At 47.5% G+C, this 20,467-nt stretch carries 17 protein-coding genes and 1 tRNA gene; 15 read left to right on the forward strand and 3 right to left on the reverse strand.

What is annotated here, in order from left to right; genetic code table 11:
- Positions 1-21: 21 nt before the first annotated feature.
- Positions 22-1,782: an arginine--tRNA ligase gene (gene argS / locus ACZ5EJ_RS07325; RefSeq protein WP_074455287.1), complete on the reverse strand. Its 1,761-nt coding sequence runs from the start codon at positions 1,780-1,782 to the stop codon at positions 22-24.
- Between the two features lie 248 nt (positions 1,783-2,030).
- Between argS and ACZ5EJ_RS07330 the strand changes: the two genes are divergently transcribed.
- The 12 genes from ACZ5EJ_RS07330 to ACZ5EJ_RS07385 all read left to right on the forward strand — a co-directional run bounded on the left by ACZ5EJ_RS07330 (position 2,031) and on the right by ACZ5EJ_RS07385 (position 13,875).
- Positions 2,031-2,690, forward strand: a complete 660-nt coding sequence (locus ACZ5EJ_RS07330) for a hypothetical protein (RefSeq protein ID WP_074455286.1) — start codon at positions 2,031-2,033, stop codon at positions 2,688-2,690.
- Between the two features lie 139 nt (positions 2,691-2,829).
- Positions 2,830-3,717 carry a bifunctional methylenetetrahydrofolate dehydrogenase/methenyltetrahydrofolate cyclohydrolase FolD gene (gene folD / locus ACZ5EJ_RS07335; RefSeq protein ID WP_464556844.1) on the forward strand — a complete coding sequence of 296 codons (888 nt, stop codon included), beginning with the start codon at positions 2,830-2,832 and terminating at the stop codon, positions 3,715-3,717.
- Between the two features lie 41 nt (positions 3,718-3,758).
- Positions 3,759-6,419 carry a pyruvate dehydrogenase (acetyl-transferring), homodimeric type gene (gene aceE, locus ACZ5EJ_RS07340; RefSeq protein WP_074455284.1) on the forward strand — a complete coding sequence of 887 codons (2,661 nt, stop codon included), beginning with the start codon at positions 3,759-3,761 and terminating at the stop codon, positions 6,417-6,419.
- Between the two features lie 42 nt (positions 6,420-6,461).
- Positions 6,462-7,838 carry a dihydrolipoyllysine-residue acetyltransferase gene (aceF, locus tag ACZ5EJ_RS07345; RefSeq protein ID WP_074684761.1) on the forward strand — a complete coding sequence of 459 codons (1,377 nt, stop codon included), beginning with the start codon at positions 6,462-6,464 and terminating at the stop codon, positions 7,836-7,838.
- A 53-nt stretch (positions 7,839-7,891) separates the two neighbouring features.
- Positions 7,892-8,587, forward strand: coding sequence for a nicotinate-nucleotide adenylyltransferase (gene nadD / locus ACZ5EJ_RS07350; protein ID WP_011634659.1), 696 nt, complete (start codon positions 7,892-7,894; stop codon positions 8,585-8,587).
- On the forward strand, positions 8,584-8,949 hold the full coding sequence (gene rsfS, locus ACZ5EJ_RS07355; RefSeq protein WP_074455282.1) for a ribosome silencing factor: 366 nt from the start codon (positions 8,584-8,586) through the stop codon (positions 8,947-8,949). The genes nadD and rsfS overlap by 4 nt, the downstream gene beginning before the upstream one ends.
- Before the next feature lie 91 nt (positions 8,950-9,040).
- Complete coding sequence (rlmH, locus tag ACZ5EJ_RS07360) at positions 9,041-9,508, forward strand: 23S rRNA (pseudouridine(1915)-N(3))-methyltransferase RlmH (protein ID WP_074455281.1); 468 nt, start codon at positions 9,041-9,043, stop codon at positions 9,506-9,508.
- A gap of 81 nt (positions 9,509-9,589) precedes the next feature.
- Positions 9,590-10,213 carry a Maf family protein gene (locus ACZ5EJ_RS07365; protein ID WP_074684760.1) on the forward strand — a complete coding sequence of 208 codons (624 nt, stop codon included), beginning with the start codon at positions 9,590-9,592 and terminating at the stop codon, positions 10,211-10,213.
- A gap of 32 nt (positions 10,214-10,245) precedes the next feature.
- A complete protein-coding gene (gene rng / locus ACZ5EJ_RS07370; protein WP_074455279.1) occupies positions 10,246-11,697 on the forward strand; it encodes a ribonuclease G in 1,452 nt (483 codons plus the stop codon).
- Positions 11,698-11,920: 223 nt separating this feature from the next.
- A complete protein-coding gene (locus tag ACZ5EJ_RS07375) occupies positions 11,921-12,649 on the forward strand; it encodes an energy transducer TonB (RefSeq protein WP_074455278.1) in 729 nt (242 codons plus the stop codon).
- Positions 12,650-12,652: 3 nt separating this feature from the next.
- The gene (locus ACZ5EJ_RS07380) at positions 12,653-13,450 is read left to right on the forward strand and encodes a MotA/TolQ/ExbB proton channel family protein (RefSeq protein ID WP_074455277.1); all 798 of its coding nucleotides are present in this window, start codon (positions 12,653-12,655) and stop codon (positions 13,448-13,450) included.
- Positions 13,450-13,875, forward strand: a complete 426-nt coding sequence (locus tag ACZ5EJ_RS07385; protein WP_074455276.1) for an ExbD/TolR family protein — start codon at positions 13,450-13,452, stop codon at positions 13,873-13,875. The genes ACZ5EJ_RS07380 and ACZ5EJ_RS07385 overlap by 1 nt, the downstream gene beginning before the upstream one ends.
- Positions 13,876-13,944: 69 nt before the next feature.
- Here ACZ5EJ_RS07385 and rlmB read toward each other — a convergent pair whose 3' ends face one another.
- Together rlmB and rnr are read right to left on the reverse strand one after the other, a co-directional pair.
- Positions 13,945-14,727: a 23S rRNA (guanosine(2251)-2'-O)-methyltransferase RlmB gene (gene rlmB, locus ACZ5EJ_RS07390; protein ID WP_011634667.1), complete on the reverse strand. Its 783-nt coding sequence runs from the start codon at positions 14,725-14,727 to the stop codon at positions 13,945-13,947.
- Positions 14,728-14,754: 27 nt separating this feature from the next.
- Positions 14,755-16,959 carry a ribonuclease R gene (rnr, locus tag ACZ5EJ_RS07395; RefSeq protein ID WP_074684759.1) on the reverse strand — a complete coding sequence of 735 codons (2,205 nt, stop codon included), beginning with the start codon at positions 16,957-16,959 and terminating at the stop codon, positions 14,755-14,757.
- Between the two features lie 98 nt (positions 16,960-17,057).
- Between rnr and ACZ5EJ_RS07400 the strand changes: the two genes are divergently transcribed.
- The 3 genes from ACZ5EJ_RS07400 (at position 17,058) to ACZ5EJ_RS07410 (ending at position 20,442) form a co-directional block, all read left to right on the forward strand.
- Positions 17,058-17,142 (forward strand) — tRNA-Leu (locus ACZ5EJ_RS07400).
- Positions 17,143-17,572: 430 nt separating this feature from the next.
- The gene (dinB, locus tag ACZ5EJ_RS07405) at positions 17,573-18,730 is read left to right on the forward strand and encodes a DNA polymerase IV (RefSeq protein ID WP_160803494.1); all 1,158 of its coding nucleotides are present in this window, start codon (positions 17,573-17,575) and stop codon (positions 18,728-18,730) included.
- Between the two features lie 335 nt (positions 18,731-19,065).
- The gene (locus ACZ5EJ_RS07410) at positions 19,066-20,442 is read left to right on the forward strand and encodes a sigma 54-interacting transcriptional regulator (protein ID WP_083341448.1); all 1,377 of its coding nucleotides are present in this window, start codon (positions 19,066-19,068) and stop codon (positions 20,440-20,442) included.
- The last annotated feature ends 25 nt before the right edge of the window (positions 20,443-20,467 follow it).

Below are 20,467 nucleotides of genomic sequence, written 5' to 3' on the forward strand. Positions count from 1 at the left end.
ATCTTTCCGTATTCCATTCAGCTACATCTTGCGGGGCGAAGTTACCCCCAGCAACGACAACCCTTTTGATAACACTTGGCAAACGGCTGAAATCAGCGCCAATCTTGCTATTTTAAGCGCTTCATCCGGAATGAGGAAACGCGTCGAATTGTAGTAACTATGAAATTCGCTTGCCAATTCTCGCAAAAAAAATGCAATAAGATGAGGAGCGCGTTCCTTTGCTGCTGCTTCGATAGTATCCGGAAAATCAATTATTTTCTGTAGAAGCACCAACTCGGCTGGATTAGTTAGCAATTCCGTTTCTGCCCTGCCAAGTATATCCACTGCCCCTCCCCACTGCTCAAGTACGCTGCAGATACGAGCATGCGCATATTGCACATAGTAGACAGGATTATCGTTACTTTGTGATTTGGCCAGATCAAGATCAAAATCCAGATGCTGGTCACTTTTACGCAGCACATAAAAAAAACGGGCTGCGTCGTTACCCACTTCCTGGCGTAATTGTCTTAATGTAACAAATTCCCCCGACCGGGTGGACATGGAAATTTTATTGCCATCCCGATACAGGACAGCAAACTGAACCAGCGCTATTTCAAGTTTATCTGAATCAAGAGACAGTGCTTCAATAGCGCCTTTTACCCGGGAAATATAGCCATGATGATCTGCACCCCAAATATTCAGCATGTAATCAAAACCACGTTCATATTTGCTGAGGTGGTAGGCAATATCAGATGCAAAGTATGTATACTGACCATTCTCCCGCTGCACAACCCGATCTTTCTCATCACCAAATCCGGTAGATTGGAACCAAAGCGCACCGTCTTGCCGATACAGCAGCTTTTTATCATCCAGCAACTGTACAGCACGCGCTACCATCCCGCTATCGAACAATGATTGTTCTGAAAACCAGTTTTCAAACTCGACACCAAATTCCATCAGGTCATTTCGGCAATCATTCAACTGCTCTGTCAGAACAAAATTGTGGAGATAGGCATAATCCTCACCAAGAATAGACTTTGCCGCGGTGATAAGATTGTCCAGGTATTCGTCTTCTCCGTCAGCAGCCGCTTTAGCATTGATTTCAGCCAGCTGTTGCGTCGGAGAATCAGAGTAATGAGCATAGCGATCGCCGTGTATCCTATGTATTTCCAGCGCCATATCAACAACATATCGCCCTTGATAAGCATTGCTGGGAAACGGAAGAGCGATACCACATAAATCAAGGTAACGCAGCCATGTTGACAAAGCCAGAATATCCATTTGGCGACCGGCATCGTTAACATAAAACTCGCGTGTAACAGCATATCCTGCCGCAGCCATAATATTGGCCAGGCTGGCACCAAACGCTGCCCCACGACCATGGCCAACATGCAACGGCCCGGTCGGATTAGCGGATACAAACTCAATCTGGATGGTTTTTCCTGCCCCCAGTTTACTATGTCCGAATGAATCAGCCGCCTGCAACACTGTAAGTAAAAATTGCTGTTTCGCTGTTTTCTTCAGAAAAAAGTTAACAAACCCGCCACCAGCAACAACTGTTTTTCCCACATAAGGAGAATCTGGCAAGGCTCCAATCAGCACCTTTGCCAGCTCAAGTGGATTCCGGCGTAAACGTTTAGCCAGTTTCATGGCCAGATTAGTGGAATAATCGCCATGATCCATCTGTTTGGGGCGCTGCAACTCGATGTGTATCTCTGTTTCTTCTGGAAGAACTTGTTTCACTGCTTGAGCAAGCAGCTGTACACAATGAGATCTAAAATCGAAGGGAATTGTTGTAGCCATGACAGGAAAGTATTTCGGTAAGTCCGCATTATAACGGCTTGCCTGCAAACTTGTTCGCGTGTTTTGATGAACAGATTGAATCCGGAAACCTGCCCGGAGAGCCTTGGCAAAGGCTCTCCATTTGCTCGAACCTTCCTTGGACTTACTTTTACTTTTCAGGATTTGTGGATTTCATGTGTTATCCAGCCAGTATATAATGAGAAATTAAAACTGTTATCGCAAAGGACGAAAATCCTGATCGGCTCACAATGGAAAATACAGAAGAAAAATTCGAGGAAGAGATACTTGATGCCTGCATCAAGCACACAAAAGAAATTTTAGCAGAGCAACTGCCGCTTGTTAAAGATAAAAAATATGATTTTGCACCGCAATTCAAGGATTTGACTATTCAGCTTTATCTCGTTGGTGTCATGCAGCAGTTTTATGATCAATACGAAGCAACCACAGCAGATGCACAAGAAAAGGCATTTCAAGCGCTGTACCATATGATGGTCAAGGATGGTGTCAAATCCAACCGCGCCAAAAAGCAGGCTGTATTCGTCAGAAAAATGTCTGTACTGGAGGATGGTGATGAAGCGCTGGCACTCGCATTGGGCTATGAATCAAAACCCGGTGATCATAGCCTGGCTGAGGTCTTTGATCATTATGTCGGTGAAGCCAGAGTATCAAAAGGACTCTGGCACTCCTATGATCAAGGAAAAATCATTTTATTGCTGGGTGGTTTGCTCTTTGCCATGGCTGGTGTATGGTTCGTAACAATCTATCTTCCGGAAAGCGATGGCGTCACCATTCTGGCGATCGGGTTACTGACGGCATTTCTGTTCATAACGCCCGTGTTCCTGATTGGCCTCTTGATTTATCGCTACAAAACAAAAAGAGGCAAACGCTCCAAAACTCCGCCTCTTTAACTGAGTAGCCCTTGGAGAAGACCAGAAACGTTAAAAAAAAATTTGCCAGGAGAAAAACATTTTGGCGAAAATTTCCTAAATCAGCCTTACTGATTTAAGCAGGCTATTTACCTGCTCTATTCGATATCTCCTGAATTTTATGAGTGCAACGATTATCAGCGGTAATTTTATCGCAAGCAAACTACGCGAAGAACTGAAACAACGTGTCCGAATCCTCTCGGAAACATGGATGCAACCCGGCCTGGCAGTTATTCTGGCAGGAGACAATCCGGCATCTTCCGTATATGTTCGCAACAAGGCAAGAACCTGTGGAGAATTGGGTATCCACTCCAAGGTTTTTAATTTCTCTGCTGATACTCCCCAGAAAATTATATTACGGCAGATACAGGATTTGAACGCTAACCCCGAAATTCACGGTATTCTGGTGCAATTGCCTTTACCCAGCCATATCCAGATGAATGAAGTCATTGCCGCCATAGCAATTGAAAAGGATGTAGACGGATTTCACCCCTGTAATGTAGGCGCATTGGCAACAGGACACGCCTTGTTTCGTCCGTGCACTCCCTTTGGCGTCATGAAAATGCTGGCGGAATATGGCATCCCGCTTCAGGGGCAACACGCAGTTGTTGTCGGGCGCAGCAATATTGTCGGAAAACCGATGACGCTCATGCTGCTGGAACAGGGCGCAACTGTCACAATTTGCACCTCACAAACTCGGGAACTAGCCAGCCACACCCGCAGCGCCGACATTATCGTAATGGCCACAGGCAAAGCAAATTTACTGACAAGTGATATGATCAGGACAGGTGCAACTGTAATCGATGTCGGTATTAATCGTCTGGCAGATGGACAGCTTTGTGGTGATGTCGAATTCTCAGGCGTAAAAGAAAAAGCAGGATATATCACACCGGTTCCAGGTGGAGTGGGACCGATGACTATCACAATGCTGATGAATAATACTATCGAAGCTGCGGAACACGCGAAAGCAAAAGCTCAGATTGAAGCTCGGTGCGGTTCTATGCAGTAATCTTGAACTTGTAGACTTGTAAACAGGGAGCAGACCCCAATATGGATCCACTGGATATCGACCCCCAGGAAACACAGGAATGGCTGGATGCCCTGGAAACGGTGCTAATTAACGAAGGGGCTGAGCGCGCTCATTTTCTACTGGAAAAATTGGTGGAAAAAACGCGCCGCACCGGCGCCTACCTGCCCTATAGCGCTAACACCGCTTACATCAACACTATTCCAACTGGTAGAGAAGAACGTTCACCCGGTAACCACGCGCTAGAGCATCGTATCCGCTCCTACATTCGCTGGAATGCAGCAGCAATGGTATTACGCGCCAACCGCCATACCAACGTTGGCGGCCATATTGCGAGCTTTGCCTCAGCAGCTACGCTCTATGATGTCGGCTACAACCATTTCTGGCGCGCTGCCAGTGAACAGAAAGAAGGAGATCTGGTTTACGTACAGGGCCACTCTTCCCCTGGTATTTATGCTCGCGCTTTTCTGTTAGATGAACTAACTCTCGAGCAAATGGATAATTTTCGCCAGGAAGTAGACGACAGCAACAGTCTTTCTTCTTATCCTCATCCATGGCTCATGCCGGATTTCTGGCAATTTCCCACTGTCTCGATGGGCCTAGGGCCACTTATGGCGATCTATCAGGCACGCTTCATGAAATACCTTGGGGCGCGCAACCTGGTTAAAACCGATGACCGTAAGGTCTGGGCGCTCATGGGTGACGGCGAAATGGATGAACCGGAATCTCTGGGGGCAGTTTCCTTGGGGGCTCGTGAAAAGCTTGACAATCTAATTTTTATTATCAACTGTAATCTGCAGCGTCTTGATGGGCCGGTGCGAGGAAATGGCAAGATTATCCAGGAGCTGGAAAGTACCTTTCGTGGCGCTGGCTGGCACGTAATCAAGGTTATATGGGGTTCCTACTGGGATCCTCTGCTGGCAAAAGACACCAAGGGATTACTGCAACAACGCATGATGGAATGCGTCGATGGTGAATACCAGACTTTCAAATCACGTGACGGTGCTTACGTGCGCCAGCACTTCTTCGGAAAATATCCGGAACTGCTGGAGATGGTCGCCAGCATGTCTGACGACGATATCTGGCGATTAAATCGGGGGGGCCATGATCCTCACAAGGTGTACGCTGCCTACAGTGAAGCAATGAAACACACCGGCCAACCAACCGTGATACTGACCAAAACGATCAAGGGTTACGGTATGGGCGAGGCCGGCGAGGCGCAAAATATCACTCACCAACAGAAAAAAATGGGTACGACCTCGCTGAAGGCGTTTCGAGATCGTTTTGGACTGCCAGTACCGGATGACAAAATTGACGAGATACCCTATCTCAAGTTTGAAGAAGGTTCGCCTGAATACAACTATATGCGTGAGCGGCAGCAAGCAATGGGGGGGTTCATTCATCGTCGACGCCGCAAGGCCGAAGCTCTACAAGTACCACCGTTATCCGCATTCGAGACATTACTCAAAGCAAGTGGTGAGGGGCGTGAATCCTCCACCACAATGGTATTTGTGCGCATACTCAACATCCTGGTAAAAGATAAAAACATCGGTAAGCACGTGGTGCCGATCGTAGCGGACGAATCGCGTACATTCGGTATGGAAGGCATGTTTCGGCAGCTGGGCATTTGGTCATCAGTAGGTCAGCTTTATACTCCGGAAGATGCCGATCAACTGATGTACTACAAAGAAGACAGAAGCGGGCAAATCCTGCAGGAAGGAATCAATGAAGCAGGGGCAATGGCATCATGGATGGCTGCGGCGACTGCCTATAGTACACATGGTGTGCAAATGATCCCGTGCTATATTTTCTACTCGATGTTCGGTTTCCAGCGTGTGGGTGATCTTGCCTGGGCGGCGGGCGACATGCGCTGTCGCGGCTTCCTGCTGGGGGGGACTGCCGGTCGTACCACGCTGAATGGTGAAGGATTGCAGCATGCGGATGGCCACAGTCACCTGGCCGCCTCCACCATTCCAAACTGTGTATCCTACGACCCTACTTTTTCTTACGAACTTACGGTTATCATTCAGGATGGCCTACGCCGCATGTACCAGGAGCAGGAAGACGTCTATTACTACATCACCGTGATGAACGAAAATTACTCGCACCCGGAAATGCCCAAGGGTGCCGAGCAAGGCATTCTGAAGGGTATGTACCTGTTCCGTAACGGGAATAAACATAACAGCAAATTGCATGTGCAATTACTAGGCTCCGGAACGATTTTACGAGAAGTAATCGCTGCGGCAGATATTCTGGAAAAAGATTACAAAATCTCAGCGGATATCTGGAGTGTCACCAGCTTTAACCAGTTACGGCGGGAAGCACTTAGCGTTTCACGCTGGAATCTGCTTCATCCAGACGAGCCAGCCAGACTATCGTATGTAGAAACCTGTCTGAAAGATCGTGAAGGGCCTGTTATTGCCTCGACCGATTACATGAAAATAGTTGCCGATCAGATCCGGGAATTCATTCCGAATCGTTACCGCGTACTAGGTACGGATGGATTCGGTCGCTCGGATACACGCGAGAAACTAAGACACTTCTTTGAAGTGGATCGTCATTACGTCGTAGTTGCGGCGCTCAAGGCATTGGCGGATGAAGAAAAAATTTCGGTATCAGAGGTAACCAAGGCAATCCGGGCCTTTGCGATCGATCCGGAAAAACCCGAACCGGTCAAGGTTTAAGCCCGTTCACAATTGGTAGAATAATTTTGTCTCACCCTGACGATATTTGTTGCAGCGAATCAAGGAGCACATGTGGCTGAAGTCAAGAAAATTCTGGTCCCGGATATCGGGAGTTTTGAAGATGTCCCGGTTATCGAAATCGTGGTCAAGCCTGGCGATAGCGTACAGGCTGAAGATCCTTTAATCGTATTGGAATCGGACAAGGCCACGGTTGAGGTGCCCTCGCCTTACTCCGGAATAATCCGAGAAATTATGCTTCAACCAGGTACTAAAGTCTCTAAGGATTCAGAAATCCTGACTATGGAAGTGGTATCAAGTGCTGAAGAAAAGGTCTCCAAACCTCAGCCATCCGAGCCACAACCTGCGCAACCCGCACGAACAGAAGCAGCAACCGAATCAAATCAGCCTGAAACTATACCGGTGGTCAAATCTACACCCACCACAGCAGCGAAACCAGCGACCCCTCCTTCTTCATTGCCGAAACTTGATCAGGAAGTCGGGGCGCATGGTAAGACAATGCCTCATGCAAGTCCCTCGATAAGACGATTTGCCCGGGAATTGGGAGTGGATCTGACCAAGGTAGTTGGAACCGGCCCCAAGCTGCGTATTCTCAAGGAAGATGTACTGGCTTTTGTGAAACAGGTATTAGCTAGCGAACACAATACTGGAAGTGTGCTTAACCTGCTGCCCTGGCCATATGTAGATTTTGCGAAATTCGGGCCAATCAAACTGAAATCATTGTCACGTATCCGACAAATTTCAGGTGCTAACCTTCATCGCAACTGGGTCATAATTCCGCATGTCACGCAGTTCGACGAGGCAGATATCACCGATCTGGAAGCACTCAGAAAAACTCATAATGAAACCCGGCAGAATAATGGCACCAAACTAACCATACTGGCTTTTCTTATCAAGGCGGTTACAGCAGCTCTAAAAAAATTCCCGGAATTTAACGCCTCCCTAGACAACAGTACGGAGGAAAGTCAACTCATCATAAAATATTACTACCATTTGGGATTTGCAGTCGATACACCCAACGGGCTGGTGGTTCCAGTTATTCGGGACGCCGATCAGAAAGGAGTAATCGATATCGCTCAGGAACTTGCCAGGCTGTCCTCACTTGCCCGTAAAGGTAAATTAATGCCCAGTGACATGCAAGGTGCAAGCTTCACTATATCGAGCCTGGGAGGTATCGGTGGAACCGGCTTTACACCCATTATCAATGCGCCGGAAGTAGCCATTCTAGGGATATCCCGTGCAGGTCTGAAACCAGTTTATCAGAATGAAAAATTTGTTCCACGCCTGATACTCCCGTTCTCGATATCCTATGATCACCGGGTAATTGATGGTGCAGCGGCCGCACGTTTCACTACACATTTGGCCAGCATTCTGACAGACATGCGACTTGCGCTGTTCTGAGTGATGCACAACCAATCAGGCAATGCGGTGCCTGATTGTCTATTTATCGGCAAATGGCTGAAGTAACAGCATACTCACTCATCGGAATTTACGGTGGAACATTTGACCCCGTTCATTATGGGCATCTGAGAATAGCGGAGGAATTGACAGGAATTTTACGGCTAAGCCATCTGTTTTTTTTACCCGCAGGCCAGCCCCGGTTGCGCGATACGCCCATTGTACCCGGAGCACATCGCGTTGCCATGTTGCACGAAGCCATTCGTGGAAATGCTATGTTTTCAGTGGATGACCGTGAAATCAAACGATCTGGTGAAACCTACAGCGTCGAATCACTGCAAGAAATCCGACAGGAATATCAAGCGAAATACAAAGCAGGCAAGCATATTGCACTTTGTTTCATTATTGGAGCCGATGCCTTTATCAGGCTGCCACACTGGCACCGTTGGCGTGAATTGTTTGAATTGTGTCATCTTATTATTGTCAATCGACCTGGGTCGGCTTTGCTCAACAATCTGTCCGATCTACCCGATGAATTGAAAGCTGCTTGCCAGACTCACCAGGCAGTTACGGTCGAAGAGTTGAAAAATTTGCCCTGTGGCCACATCTTTACTACACCCACAACCTTACTGGATATTTCATCCACCAAGATCAGAAGCCTCATTGCTTCAGGAAAAAGTGCACGCTATCTGCTGCCTGAAGCAGTCCTCGACTATATTGACAAGCATAATTTTTATGCCGGAGAAAAATGAAATTACCTAACGAACAACTTAAAACAGTCATAATGGCTCTGGAAGACCTCAAGGCCAGCGATATCCATGTCATAAATGTCAGCAAGCTGACTGCATTATTCAATACCATGGTCATAGCCAGCGCCGATTCCACACGTCAGACCAAGGCACTGGCAGGCCACGTACAAGAAAAGGTAAAGGCAGCTGGAAGGATCGTTTACGGAATGGAAGGCGAACAAACAGGAGAATGGATGCTAGTTGACCTGGGCGATATCGTTGTCCACATCATGCAACCCGCTATCCGTAGTTACTACGACCTGGAAGGACTCTGGGCGGAATCATCCTGGCAGTTACCACAGGAAAATTCCGCTGTATACAGTTAACTCATGGCTGCGAAAATTGGTTTTAAAATAACATAGCCTCTTCCTAAACCTGTTCATTCCTATAAATTTTGCACGCTTATTATTCTGCATCATGAAGCTCCATATCCTGGCGGTTGGCAATAAAATGCCGGACTGGATTAAAAAAGGATACACAGAATACAGCCAGCGCATGCCTAAAGAAGCCGAGATGCAGCTGGTAGAAATAAAACCGGAAAAGCGGATCGGTAAAAAGACCGAGCAACTATTGCAAGCCGAAAGTGCACGTATCCGTATCGCTTTACCGCCCGGGTGCCATATTGTTGTTCTGGATGAATCAGGCAAACAAGCCACCACTGTCAGGCTGGCTGAACTGATGACCAATTGGAGAGAATCTGGCCGGGATGTAACGTTCATCATTGGCGGAGTAGATGGACTGCACCGGGATATTAAACAAATAGCTCACGAAAAACTGGCGCTTTCTACTATGACATTGCCGCACGGGCTGGCGAGAGTATTGCTGGCAGAACAACTTTATCGGGCATTTTCCATCACCCGGAATCACCCCTACCACCGTGCATAATTTGTAATCCTGCTGTAGAGTTCCAGCTACAAGTGCACAATATTTTGCTTATGGAAACATACCTTAAGGCTTGATCCGGGAATGATTACTACAGCTGGCAGTTATATTTATCTGGTATCACGCAGTGCTCGCAGACGCGATCTGCTCAAGCAGATTGGCATCAGGCACACCATATTGCTCATGCGGGAAACCTTATCCCGCCCGGTTGACGTGGATGAAACGCCTGTTCCAGAAGAATCTCCAGCCGATTATGTCTACAGAATTACCCATACCAAAGCAGAAGCTGGCTGGCTACGCCTGAAACAGCGGCGCCTGCCCGTTTTGCCTGTACTGGCTGCAGATACTATTGTTGTTCTGGACGGTCGTATCCTGGGAAAACCAAAAGATACCGGACATGCGGAGGAAATGTTGCGCGCACTCTCTGGGCAAGAACACCAGGTGCATACAGCAGTAGGGCTGGCATTCCAGGGGCAGATCAGGTTACGTTTATCAACAACGATCGTTCGATTCCGGGATATCAGCCCGCACGAAATCCGGGCTTATATTGCCAGCAACGAGCCGTATGACAAGGCAGGTGCCTACGCTATTCAGGGAAAAGCAGCTGCTTTCATCATCAACATCAGCGGGAGTTATAGTGGGGTAGTTGGATTGCCACTATTTGAAACCTCCCAGCTACTGGAAGAAACAGGAATCCCCATTTTCTGAACAAGAATAAATATAATCGGATCCCAGTTTATATGAGCAGCGAGATTCTCATTAATGTCACCCCGCAAGAAACGCGTGTTGCCATCATAGAACAAGGAATCACACAGGAACTGCACATTGAACGCACCAGCAGCCTTGGCATTGTAGGCAATATTTATAATGGACGCGTCAGCCGTGTATTGCCTGGTATGCAGTCAGCTTTTATTGATATTGGTCTTGAACGGGCAGCTTTCCTGCATGTGGCAGATATCCATGAATCCGGCCAGACTGAGCACAATAAGCCGATAGAGCAACTCCTGTCTGAAGGCAGCAACATCCTCGTACAGGTCGTCAAGGATGCAATTGGTGTGAAAGGTGCCAGACTCTCCACCCAGATCAGTCTTGCGGGACGTTTGCTGGTCTATTTACCGCAAGAATCCTATATTGGTGTATCCCAGCGCATCGAAGATAACAATGAGCGCGAATCGTTACGCCAGAAATTACAGAGCATTCTTCCACCTGATTCTTCCGGCGGCTACATTATCCGGACCATGGCCGAAACCGCTGATGAATCAGAGTTACAGGCTGATATCGATTATCTTCACAAACTCTGGCAGGACATCCAGAAAAAATCATTAACCATTTCTCCGCCTTCCCTGCTTTATCAGGATCTGGATCTGAGCCATCGGGTATTGCGCGATTTTGTCAATGCCGACACCTACCGGGTTCGGATAGATTCACGCGAAACTCACCAAAAGCTGACCACCTTCGCCCAGGAATACATGATGAGTGACATGGAAAAAATCAGTCACTATACTGGGGAGCGACCATTATTCGATTTATACGGTGTTGAGCAGGAAATCGAAAAATCACTGGCCAGACGTGTCGATCTGAAATCTGGCGGATATGTAATCATCGACCAGACCGAGGCGCTGACCACCATGGATGTCAACACTGGCGGCTTTGTTGGGGTACGAAATTTTGATGACACCATATTCAAAACTAACCTTGAAGCTGCTCAGGTGATTGCACGACAACTACGACTACGTAATCTGGGCGGTATCATCATCATCGATTTTATCGATATGGATCGCGAAGAACACCGGGCTGCAGTTCTGGCTGAGTTTAATAAAGCCTTGCAAAAGGATCGGACTAAAATGACTGTCAACGACTTCACCGCGCTGGGGCTGATCGAGATGACCCGTAAACGCACACGTGAAAGCCTGGCGCAAATCCTTTGCGAAACCTGCCCGACTTGCCAGGGACGCGGAGAAATCCGGACAGCACAAACGATCTGCTATGAAATTCTGCGTGAATTGTTACGGGAATCTCGGCAGTTCAACGCCAAAGAATATCGTATTCTGGCTTCACAACAAGTAATTGATCTCTTTCTGGATGAAGAATCCCAGAGCCTCGCCCAACTGGGTGATTTCATTGCCAAACCCATAGGCCTGCAGGTAGGTACAACCTATACGCAAGAACAATATGACGTCATCCTCATTTAACCTTTCTCCTGCGACAATATGTCGCATTGCAACCCGCACTAGGCTGGTCTAAAATTTTCAGACAAAGCGATGAGGAGATTGATAATCGTTATCAATTCTGATAGCATCCGAAATTAATATACAAGCATGTTCAACTTGACTAGCTTAAGCGTTTTAGTTTTCGCAACACCAAACAGCTAACTCTAAAATCGCGTAAACGGAAAACATACATTACATACATGGTATGGCTAAAATCTATCATAAACCGGTCCTTACTGGTATATCTCTCATCAGCTTCCTGGTAGTGGTAGCAGCGCACGCCACCGTACTTTACGGTATGTGGCAATATCGCTTCAGCGCTACAGCTCCAGAAACGATCACACTTTACGCGCAGTTCATTGCGCCACCTGAAAAACAGGAAGAAGTTGCCGAAGCGCCCAAAGCGGAGCTGAAAGCAGAACATGTGCCTCCTCAGGTAAAACCCAAGCCACCTATCAGGAAGGTACAACCTCAACCTAAACGCCAGCTGGTAGCCAAGGCACCTGCTGTTACCCAGCAGGAAAAGGTTGTGCCCGAGCCACCCATTGAAGAACACAAACCGGAACCGGAACCAGAACCGGAAAAGAAAATCGTCAATGAAACGGTCGCTGCAGCCAAACCTGCACAGATGCCAGCAGGTCCGGTTACCCTGTCTTCCGAATTGTCTGTATCCTGTCCGGATCTGGCCAGCCCCGCCTACCCTGCTCTATCCCGTCGCCTGGGCGAGGAAGGGAAGCTGATACTCCAGGTGAAGCTGGATGAAACAGGTCGAATAAGCAGCGCCAAAGTTGTCGAAAGCAGCGGATATTCAAGATTGGACAATGCCGCCCTGTCTGCTGTCAAAACCTGGCGTTGCCGGCCAGCAATGCGCGGTGGACAAGCAGTACCAGCAATTGCCCTGCAGCCTTTTAATTTTGTCATCGAAGGAAGTTAATAGATGGAAAAAACACTGGGGTTCTCTAATTTTCTGACACAGGTTGACTCTGTTGGAATGAGTGTGCTGATACTTCTACTTGCCTTGTCAGTCGCAAGCTGGTACCTGATTGTGACCAAAAGTATCAGCAATATGATTGCCTCTCGTCGCGCAAAAGATTTTCTCAAGCATTTCTGGCATATTGATTCTGTGCCCCAGCTTAAAACAGAGATCAGTGCGATGACTGATAGACATGCGTTTGTTCAGCTGGCTAAAACAGCATTGGCTGCCACTGCAGATTCACAAAAGCACGGACTGGAGAAACTGGCGGCAGCTGGTGGTACAAACGAGCTGCTCACCCGTTCGCTGCGCAATAGTCTGGATCAGGAAGCGGCCCGTATTGAATATGGTCTCACCATCATTGCTTCAGCAGGCTCTTCTGCACCCTATATTGGATTGTTCGGCACAGTCTGGGGGATTTATCATGCCCTGATCCAGATTGGCTTGTCTGGTCAGGGTACGCTGGATAAAGTGGCTGGTCCGGTGGGCGAGGCATTGATCATGACAGCCCTGGGCCTGGCGGTTGCCATACCTGCTGTACTGGCCTACAACGCCTTCATACGACGCAACCGCCTGTGGATGGCCCAACTGGATGACTTCGCTCATGATCTCTACACCATCATGACAACAGGCAGCAAGTCCAGCGAAGAAAATAATCAAAAAATACCTCAAAAAGAAGCATCAACCATCTCACAGCATACCCGGGTAACAGAACCGACCAATCTATCAGCAGACGTTATCAGCGGAGAGGGGCACCACTAATGGCTTTCGGTGATTCAACCCGTTATCAGAGCAAGGCGGCCATGACTGAAATCAACGTGGTACCGCTAGTGGATGTAATGCTGGTATTGCTGATTATTTTTATGATCACAGCCCCTTTGCTCACACACTCGGTAAAAGTTGATTTACCCAAGGCATCTAGCACCCTCAATCAAACCAAACCGGAACATATTGAATTTGCTATACATGCAGATGGTAGTTTTTACTGGGGCGGAGAACCTGTTACGCTGGATCAGCTACCTGCACGCTTTGCCGAGGCAGTTAAACAATCCGATAAAACTGAGTTACATATTCGTGCTGACCGTGACACACATTATGAATTGGTAACCAAGGTCATGAGTATTGCTGCTACGGCAGGGCTGGCACGCATTGGTTTTGTGACTGACCCAACCGAGAATCAACCCTGACAAGGACTGGACTCATCCATAGAACAGGAATCGGATATGCAGTTAACCTCAAACCACCACACCCGTAGTTCAAACAACTTCTTTCGCAGAAAGTGAGTTCAACCCAGTTTTTGCCTTTTGAACATGCTGGCGGCAGGTTTCAAACAGGCATATGCCGGCACTGACTGATACATTCAAACTTTCGATACTGCCGCTCATCGGGATACTTACAAGCTGATCGCAGGTTTCCCGAGTCAGGCGACGCATTCCCTCACCCTCGGCACCCAGTACCCAGGCAATAGGTCTTGTCAGCGTAATTGAATCAAGTGTATCGGATGCATCAGCAGTTGTACCTACAATCCAGATGCCCTCCTCCTTCAGTTCACGCAAGGTTCTGGCCAGATTGGTCACAGCAAAAAAGGGTACAGTATCCACTGCACCACTGGCAACTTTATGAACCGTTGCCGATAAACCGACTGCCCTATCCTTGGGGACTATCACCGCATGCACACCAAACGCATCGGCAACACGCAAACACGCCCCCAGATTGTGCGGATCCTTCACGCCATCCAGCACCAGCAGAAATGCCGGCTCGGTCAATCCATCCAGTAAATCTTCAAGTGCAGTGTACTGCTGCAACTTCATCACATGGGCTGCCACACCCTGGTGACGAGTCGTACCGGTCATTTTACAAAGTCGATCCTGATTACAGAGAATCAGACGTGAGGAAGTGGTCTCAGCCAGATTCATCAAATCACGCGCACGCTGATCCTGTCGATTGGTATCCAGATAAATTTCCTTGATGCTGTCCGGATGTTGCCGTAAACGGCTGGTAATGGCATGGAAGCCAAAAATATACTGGGAATGAGACATGATGGCGATGAGAAATGAAGAAGAATATTATTTGCTTGATTTCTTGCGTGCGTTGTTATTGTCTGCAAGGACAAAATCTATCTTGCGGGTGGCCAGATCGACCCGGACAAGTTTTACTCGCAAGCTGTCACCTAACCGGAAACTAATTCCGCTACGTTCACCACGTAATACATGCTTGACCGAATCATGCCGAAAATAATCACTGGGTAATTCTGAAATATAAACCAGACCTTCAACATAAATAGTGTTCAGGGTAACAAACAACCCGAATGCAGTTACCCCGGTGATAACGCCATCAAAGCAATCATTAATTTTATCCTGCATATAAAAACACTTGAGCCAAGATTCAACTTCCCGCGTAGCTTCATCAGCACGGCGCTCAGTTTGTGAGCAATGTTTTCCAATCTCATGCCAGTCGCCAGGGTCATAGTGCTTGCCGGCAAGCACTGCCTTGATGGCACGATGTACCAGCAGATCCGGGTAACGCCGAATGGGTGAAGTAAAATGGGTATACATTTCATAGGCCAGACCAAAGTGCCCGGCATTATCCGGACTGTACATTGCCTGACTAAGAGACCTTAGCATCACTGTTTGCAGCAATTGTGCGTCAGTCCGTTCCCGGATATGGTCAAGTGTCCTGGCATAATCCTTAGCGCTGGGCTTATCGCCACCACGTAACTGCAAGCCGAATTCTTTCAGGAAATCTCGCAATGCCACCAGTTTTTCATCGGACGGCCCTTCATGAATCCGGTATAAAACGGGCTGTTGGTGTTTCTCCAGAAAATCAGCAGCACACACATTGGCCGCCAGCATACACTCCTCAATCAAGCGATGAGCATCATTACGCTCTACTGGGCATATTCTTTCAATCTTGCCCTGATTATTGAAAACCATTTCTGTTTCAATGGTCTCAAAATCAATCGCTCCCCGTTTTCTGCGGGATTTATGCAACACCTTGAACAACCGGTACAATAATTGAATATGCGGTAGCAGTTGTGTATATTCTGTTGCGGTATTCCCTTTGGGCTGATCCAGCAACTCGGCAACAATGTTATAAGTCAAGCGCGCATGGGAAAGCATCACCGCTGGATAAAAACGATATTCGCTCAGCTCCCCCTTGGCAGTCCACAGCATTTCACACACCATGCACAGCCGATCGACCTGCGGATTGAGCGAGCACAACCCATTTGAAAGCACTTCCGGCAACATTGGAATAACTCGTCTCGGGAAATAAACCGAGTTGCCGCGATCAAATGCTTCTTTATCCAGCGCATCCTGATCGCGCACATAATGGCTGACATCGGCGATGGCAACAAACAATCTGAAATCCTTGCCTTCCTGGCGACAATAAACAGCATCGTCAAAGTCTTTGGCCGTTTCACTGTCTATTGTTACCAGCGGTAAATGGCGAATATCTTCTCGCTTGGCAAACTCTTTCTTCAGAACCTTCTTGGGAAACTTGGTGGAAATGATTTCTGGCGAAAATTCATGGGGCAAATCGAATTTGCGCAATGCAATTTCAATCTCCATTCCTGGAGCTGCATAATCCCCCAGAATCTCAACGATATGGCCAATAGGCTGAGCGTGTTGGCCTGGCTGCTGAATAATGTTCGCCATCACCACCTGCCCAGCATGCGCATTCATGATATTTTCCTTTGGGACAAGAATATCCTGGTTAATACGTTTATCTTCAGCCACAATAAAAAAAATACCGTGATCTTCATATAACCTGCCAACCAAGTGCGTATTAACACTTTCCAGCACTCTGACGATTCTGCATTCCCGCCGCCCCCGCCGATCCACGTCATTGGTAAGCCTGGCAATTACGCGATCACCATGCAGCACTTTATGCATCTCTTTTGGGGTCAGGAACAGATCAGTACTGCCATCATCTGGAATCAAAAAACCGAAACCATCACTATGTCCCTGCACGGTTCCTTTTACGAGTTCCAGCTTGTCTGTTACACAAATATCACCCTTGCGATTACAGATAATCTGCCCGTCACGTATCATCGCAGACAGCCTGCGATGAAAAAATTCAGATTCTTCAGCAGTAATATCCAACAACTCAAGCAACTTGGGCTCGCTGATTGGCACTCCCTGTTTATCCAATATTTCCAGGATAAATTCTCGACTGGGAAGCGCTAACCCGTAACGTGTCTGCTCACGCTTAAGAAAAGGATCAAGCTCGCGAAGCTGATTTTTCTTATTTCTTTTTCTCTTGATTGACAAATCGAAGGTTTCCTATAGAATTTGCGATCTTCATGTGTTGTTTATACCTGCCTGGTTTTCACAAAACCAACCAGCAACACAGCAATAATCAAAATAATGCCCAGATGGCGGAATTGGTAGACGCGCATGGTTCAGGTCCATGTGCCTTCGGGTGTGGAGGTTCGAGTCCTCTTCTGGGCACCATTGTACTTTCCTCGAAAAATAGCACATGGCATTAACTTGTATTGTATAGATTCTCTAGTGAAGCCAGTGTAATTTAATTAGGCAGTACTCCCGATACACGCAATCAATATCTGGCAAACCCTCGACTTCCATATCTTCAGTTCTACCCGGCTGATCGCCCGGATTACTCCGTAATTTTTGCAAGATGACAATCATTTTATCAGCCACGACAACAGCATCGATGTAAAGGCAAAAACACATCGTATCATCAAATGTACGGATACCTGGAAATACATCAGGCCTCAAACGAATACCATTAAACTACTTCCTCTTACAATATCATACCGTCAAATTTCGCCAGTACAGCTTGGGCAGCCGGCTCGATTATTTTCACAGCCAGTGATTACAGCTTTTTTATACACCAGAATCTACTCAAAGATATTCTTGCTTCATGAACATGAAAAATCGCCGCATCGCTCATCTGGATATGGATGCTTTTTATGCTTCGGTAGAACTGCTGCGTTATCCGGAATTACGAGGGTTGCCTGTCGTCATTGGTGGCCGATCCGTTCACCAACCAATCATGCAACAGAATGGAACTTGTTTATATGCAAAGCTGCGCGAATATTCCGGTCGTAGCGTAGTAACAACTTCAACTTACGAAGCGCGTGCATACGGAATTTTTTCAGCGATGGGGATCATGCAGGCGGCAAAGCTGGCACCCGACGCCATATTGTTACCAGCAGATTTCGATACTTATCATCATTATTCGCGGTTATTTAAAAATGCAGTCGCTAACATCGCTCCGCATATAGAAGATCGTGGTATCGATGAAATTTATATCGACCTGAGCAAACATCCCGATGAAACAACTCCACTTGCACTGCGTATCAAACAGGCGGTACATGAAACCACTGGGTTATCCTGCTCGATTGGAGTAGCTCCCAACAAACTGCTGGCAAAAATCTGCTCTGATCTCGAAAAACCGAATGGATTGACTATCCTGACACATGCTGATATCCCACATCGAATCTGGCCTTTACCCGTTCATAAAATCAATGGCATTGGCCCCAAAACGCAAGCGAAACTCGCAGATCTGGGTATCCATAAAATTGGAGAGTTAGCCAATGCTGAGCCCGGTTTGCTCCAGATTCACTTTGGTCAGCGTTACGCACTGCAGTTGCATCACGCAGCACTTGGCAACGACAATCGTCCGGTGGTAACCAGCTCGGAACCTAAATCAATCAGCCGCGAAACTACCTTTGAACGAGATTTGCACGCACGCCAGGATCGGGAAAAACTATCCGCTATTTTTACCGAATTATGCACACATATTGCGGAAGATTTGCATCACAAAGGCTATGTCGGGCGAACTATCGGCATCAAGCTACGATATGAAGATTTTCAAACCGTCACACGCGATCAAACTTTATGTACCCCCACCGCTGATGCAACCACCATTCGCAAGGCTGCTGGAAACTGCCTTCGGCGCGTTCCCCTCGAACAAAAACTGAGATTGCTCGGCGTTCGTGCCAGCAACCTGTCCCGAGCTGATAAACTCATGAAAGAAAGCCATCTTTTCCAGGAAGAACTGTTTTGTAGCCGATAGAAAGTCCTTATTCCGTAAATTTATCTGCAGAATATCCCCTGAAAATCCCTGTGAGTTCACTAAACATCTAGAACACACTATTGATTCTCACCCGCCATATTTATGAAATAAGCACTTGGCATAACCCGGCAATCCAGTAAAATCTTTTATCCGCAGTCGGTCAAAAGGAAAGCCATGAATATCACAGCCATCAGAATGATACAAAGAGGTTTTTCATTCTCTTTCCTTATTATGGCCCATCGGGAGCCTGGCTGACACACGCCCTCTTCAATTTTCACTTCATTAAAACACTACTTTTTCGTTTGAAAATACCAGTGATGGAGGTTGAAATAGCTATGAAAGTCTGGGTTCATTGGATGAGCAAGTATCAGAGACAAGCTACTCACGACATTATTACTTTCCTGATTGAACAAGGAATCGAAATAAAAGACCATGATGATTATCTTTCTGGTCATCCTGGCGTAGTTTTCAGCAAGGAAATTACATCGGAAACTTGTGAACAGTTACGTGAGCTTAGTCATAGCGGGCAGATACCGACTCTTTTCTGTTGCGATTGTGCCATTTCGGGAAATACTATCTGGCAGCTTCTGGAAGCAGGTGCCTGCGATATCTTGACGTGTACAGAGTACAGGGTAATCATCCATGAAATCATTACCCGCCTGCAGCGCTGGGAAATAATAGATTGCATGGTAAATTCACCTGCCGTACAGAATACGCTAGTAGGAGAAAGTTCGGCCCTGAAAGCAATTCTGCGCCAGGTTGTTGAAGTAGCTCATTTTACTGATTCTTCAGTGCTGATCCTGGGTGAAAGCGGTACCGGCAAGGAATTGCTAGCCAATCTCATTCATACCCTGGACGCTCGCCCCGACAAAGGTGATCTGGTAATACTGGATTGCAGCACTATCGTGCCGGAATTATCCGGTAGCGAATTTTTCGGGCATGAACGGGGCGCGTTCACAGGTGCGGTATCCTCACGGGATGGCGTATTCGCACTCGCAAACGGTGGTACATTATTCCTTGATGAAATAGGCGAGTTGACTCTCACTCTACAAACTCAGCTGCTGCGCGTTATTCAGGAACATACTTTCAAACGTGTCGGTGGTAATGCCTGGCAGCGCACCTCATTTCGCCTGGTTTGCGCGACCAATCGTGATCTCCGGGCTCAAGTCCAAAAAGGTGAATTTCGGACAGATCTCTATTATCGTATCGCCAGCTATATCTGCCATTTACCCCCCTTGCGGGAACGCACTGAAGATATCCTCCCGCTGGCCAGGTACTTTCTGAAGACAGATCATCCTGCTCAGGATCCACCTGAGCTAGATACACCGGTTCAGGAATATTTGCTGCGCCGTGAATATCCTGGCAATGTACGGGATCTCAGGCAAGTAGTTGCACGCATGCTATGCCGCTATACAGGAAAAGGCGCTATTACAGTGGGCTGCATTCCGCCAGATGATCGACCGACAAAAGCAGAAGGCTGGAAAGAATGGTGCGACTCAGGCTTTGAACGGGCAATCCGAGTAGCGCTAAACCGGGGTATCGGCCTGAAAACTATCAGCCGAAACACTGAGGAGGCGGTATTTCGCATCGTGCTGAAGCAAGTAAACGGCAACACCCAACAGGCAGCGCAACTTTTGGGAGTAACCGACCGTACTATTCAGAACTGGAAGAAAGATAGATCATCGACCGGTAAGGCTGGAAATCCTTTGTAATCGTTTGGTCAGGCTAATCAGCGGC

This window comes from Nitrosomonas sp. TNE100 (assembly GCF_055387135.1).